At 40.5% G+C, this 3,687-nt stretch carries 3 protein-coding genes; all 3 read right to left on the bottom strand.

Translation table 11 applies throughout. The annotated features are described in order from the left end of the window. Positions 1-259: 259 nt before the first annotated feature. The 3 genes from ELS82_RS23640 to ELS82_RS23615 all read right to left on the bottom strand — a co-directional run bounded on the left by ELS82_RS23640 (position 260) and on the right by ELS82_RS23615 (position 3,497). Positions 260-796: a nucleotidyltransferase family protein gene (locus tag ELS82_RS23640; RefSeq protein ID WP_134837606.1), complete on the bottom strand. Its 537-nt coding sequence runs from the start codon at positions 794-796 to the stop codon at positions 260-262. Between the two features lie 772 nt (positions 797-1,568). Next, positions 1,569-2,729 carry a hypothetical protein gene (locus tag ELS82_RS23625; RefSeq protein WP_134837605.1) on the bottom strand — a complete coding sequence of 387 codons (1,161 nt, stop codon included), beginning with the start codon at positions 2,727-2,729 and terminating at the stop codon, positions 1,569-1,571. Between the two features lie 144 nt (positions 2,730-2,873). Continuing rightward, positions 2,874-3,497, bottom strand: a complete 624-nt coding sequence (locus ELS82_RS23615; RefSeq protein WP_134837604.1) for a hypothetical protein — start codon at positions 3,495-3,497, stop codon at positions 2,874-2,876. Between the last annotated feature and the right edge of the window lie 190 nt (positions 3,498-3,687).

Raw genomic sequence — 3,687 nt, 5'->3', positions numbered from 1 at the left:
GTTCCGCCAAATCAACAAATTTAACTTGTCTATCCAACGATTGTAGTTCGTCAATACATAGCTTAGCGATTTGACGACTTCGACTATTTGGATCCAAGCTCGAACTTACTACCAAAATGTACATGTTATCTCCTGTCGAATGCTAACGCCAAATTAAGTAGTGAGCAACGCGACCACTTACCTAACCCATTGTGCCGTAAACACTTAAGCCGATTCAAACCAAAAATGCCAAGCGTTGCGAATCTGCTTAAATTTATTGTTATGGCGCAACTCTCAAAGATGGCCATCTAACTAACCACCTTTTCGAATTTACGCGATTTTCAAATGTTGCTTGTGACCTTTTGGGATTGTGCGTGACGCAGTAACCAAATAAAGATTCAAACCCAAACGCTGATACAACTTCATATTGATTCACGCTTATTTGACGAACTCCAACTGCTGTTTCTTTTTCAGGCCAGTAGCTCATTGCATCCACTGAACTTTGGTAAGGTTCATCACCATTACGTTCATGCATTTGAGCTTGATTTCGAACTTGCCAATTAAGCTCTGGCATACACTCTTTCAAGTATGCTTCATAACCAAGGTAGGCATCAGGGTTGGATTCATTAGGATCGAAGTAAATCACGTCAACGTCATTCAAAGGAGTCGTAGATTCAAACTCATGTAAGGAGTCCCAAACTAAATTTCGAACGAAACCCGCTGCTATATAGCACTGAGGCAGATTCAGCTGAGACACATGATTGAGTGCTTCAGTCCTTATTGGGTCGCGTTTTATTAATTCTACGATTTTGTCCATTTTCGCCCTGCGCCATAACGCCCTGTTAAGGGGTGAGCAACGCAATACCGATGCCGCCGCATACCACCTTAAACACTAAAACCAACGCATAGTGAAAATGCCACGCGTTGCGAATCCCTCTTGAACAGTTTGTTAAATTCGTTCTAACGTATACATGCCCAACTTTCTAATTTCATGGAGTAGAGGCTTTACAGACTCTCGACACTCAAAGTAAAGAGAACATGTATCGTCATAACCTTGTACGAAAACAGCCCGATATTCTGGAATTACGAGCTGCAAAGCATCAGCATCCGCAACTGAAAACCTAGATAAACGACGGACAAACAAAGAGCTGTTTCTTGGCTCCTTAAATATCAACCGACTAACAGATCTATATTTGTACTGGTAACACGAAACATCCTCCGCTAGAAGACGATGAAACAAATGCCAACGTAGGTCGATATCGGCTTGTTGGTCTAACGAACGATTAGTAAAATATTGCTCAAACTCTTCTCGTGTTAACCAATGATCGAACACAGTGATTGCAACACATTGCCAATCCTCAATGCTCTCGTTCGTTTTATTGTCTAGAACGGAATAAAGTGACTTGAGGCTACCCTGCACCCTTTTTGATACATTTCGAAATGCTCTCATAAACCCTCAAGAATTTAACGCCCGCTTAAGTGGTGAGCAACGCAATACGGTGCTTCCGCATACCACCTAAATCACTAAAATCAACGCATGATAAAAATGCCACGCGTTGCGAATCCGTCTTAAAGCGTTTGTTAAGTTTTTATTTCGTATGCAGCCAATTGGTTATCGAATGCTTTGCTAAACCAATCAGAAGCTCGTAATTTGGTAGTAATTTCTCAGTAAGTTCATAGCCATCATACGAATGATAATCTTGAAAAAAACGATGGAATGACGGACTAGGATCAGTGTGTGGTGGTTGTTCGCCACGATGGATGAAGCATGACCTATGAACATAAGCGTCAGATATAATTGAGCTAATCTCATCTGGGCTTAGATCTTCAGGGTACTTCTCAAACCAATTTTTTCTCGTAAGATGTTCAGAGCTATGCGTCGAGCCATAAGCTCTAATGGTATCTGCCACATCACTCATTGGATGTTCAATATAATTAGTCCACTTTTCAACAGGTGCAAACTTCTCAATAAATGACACAAACCTCTCGCGTAAATACTGGTTATTTCCTCTTGATTCCAAATATGATTCAAATAGTTCTTTGAACATAAGATCTTCTTTAGAGCGTAGTTTCCATTCAGCTTCTTTCGGGTGCTTATTTTTTACCTTGTTCCGTTTTATTGCGTGTTGAGCAACAGCTTCAATGGCTGAAACAACAAGTAAATACGCTAGCCCAAAATCATCCCTTTTAACCAATAAAGATAAATGAACTAACCTTATACTTTGCATTGCTATTCGGTACGTTTTTATGTCAACGCTAAGTAACTTTGACATTAGCTGTTCTAGCTGTTTGTGCATATCGTCCAACTTAGCATCTGATACTCTAGAGTGATTAGCGCCCGGCCCCGCAACCAACACAGGATGATTTAATGCTAATTCACTGTAATCCGAATCGGTTAGATGCTCTTGTCGGCATAAATAATCATCTCTTGTAGACTTACAAGGCTTTAACCAAGAGAATGAAGCAATTGCTGATAAAGCAATACCGAATAAATGGCTATTGTGTCCTCCAACATGCTCCGGGTTGCAAACTTTACTTATGAACGCAGAGTTAGCACCAGGAAGACTAACTTGTACTGAAGAAGCAACATGACACTCTTTAAATTGCCACGGAATCGAAATCTCAAAAGAGGTTAACAGAAAAGAATAGCTCGGTCCTTTCTCGAATGGAGTCCACCTTTCATCATCGGAGCGAAAGGCTCGAATACACTCATCAAACAATACATGATCAGCAGTTACTGCACGTGACATATTATTCTCCTAAAACTTAACGCCCTGTTAAGGTGTGAGCAACGCAATACCGAAGCTACCGCATACCACCTTAAACACTAAACGCAACGCATAGTAAAAATGCCACGCGTTGCGAATCACTCTTAAACAGTTTGTTAGGCGAATTTAAACCGCTGCTTGTTCTAGTTCATTTCTATAAGCTACTAGCAGCTTTCCAAGAATTGATAACATTTCGTTGAAACACTGTAATATTTCAATCCAACTTTCATCTGGAAAATTGTTATCTTCAGCACTTATGTGAAACTTAACCGAGCGAAGACCGTTTTCACCCAAAGAAGAGATGGAGTCAAACACTTGCCTTTCAGAAAAGTGCACATAACCTGATGTGTATTTATAAACATCTTTCACCCAAGGGTAATCTTGCGTCATTCTGTCAATTAGGTAACCATCTCTCAGCTTCTTGCCGTCTCTGCATTTAAAAGAGTTCAATGCCTTACCACCGATGACTTTAGTCGCCATATCTGAAGGCTCTTCTACATACGTGTAAGCAAGTAATCGACTAATTGTGTCCAATTCCATTCTCACGACTGCTCGTGAGCAAGTCATGTTTCTCGAAGCCACCAATGCTTGTAAACCACTAGCAAGACTCAATGAGCGCTTAATAGCCCCAATCATAATTAGGTCTAGAATATACATGGGCTGACCGTCACCGCCGATTGCTTGCATACCGATTCGAGGTAAATGCTCAATCCAACCCTTTAATTTGTCTAATTCGCTATCAATACACATTCTTATTTATCTCACCATAAACTTAAGATGACCAGATTCGCCTAACGCCAAATTAAGTAGTGAGCAACGCTACCACACACCTAACCCATTGTGCCGTAAACACTTAAGCCTATTCAAACCAAAAATGCCAAGCGTTGCGAATCTGCTTAAATTTATTGTTATGTGATTTTACTCAATGCAGTCTGACTGA

Source organism: Vibrio ouci, from assembly GCF_004551525.1.
Lineage (GTDB): Bacteria > Pseudomonadota > Gammaproteobacteria > Enterobacterales > Vibrionaceae > Vibrio > Vibrio ouci.
This window is presented reverse-complemented; position numbering and strand designations above follow the sequence as displayed.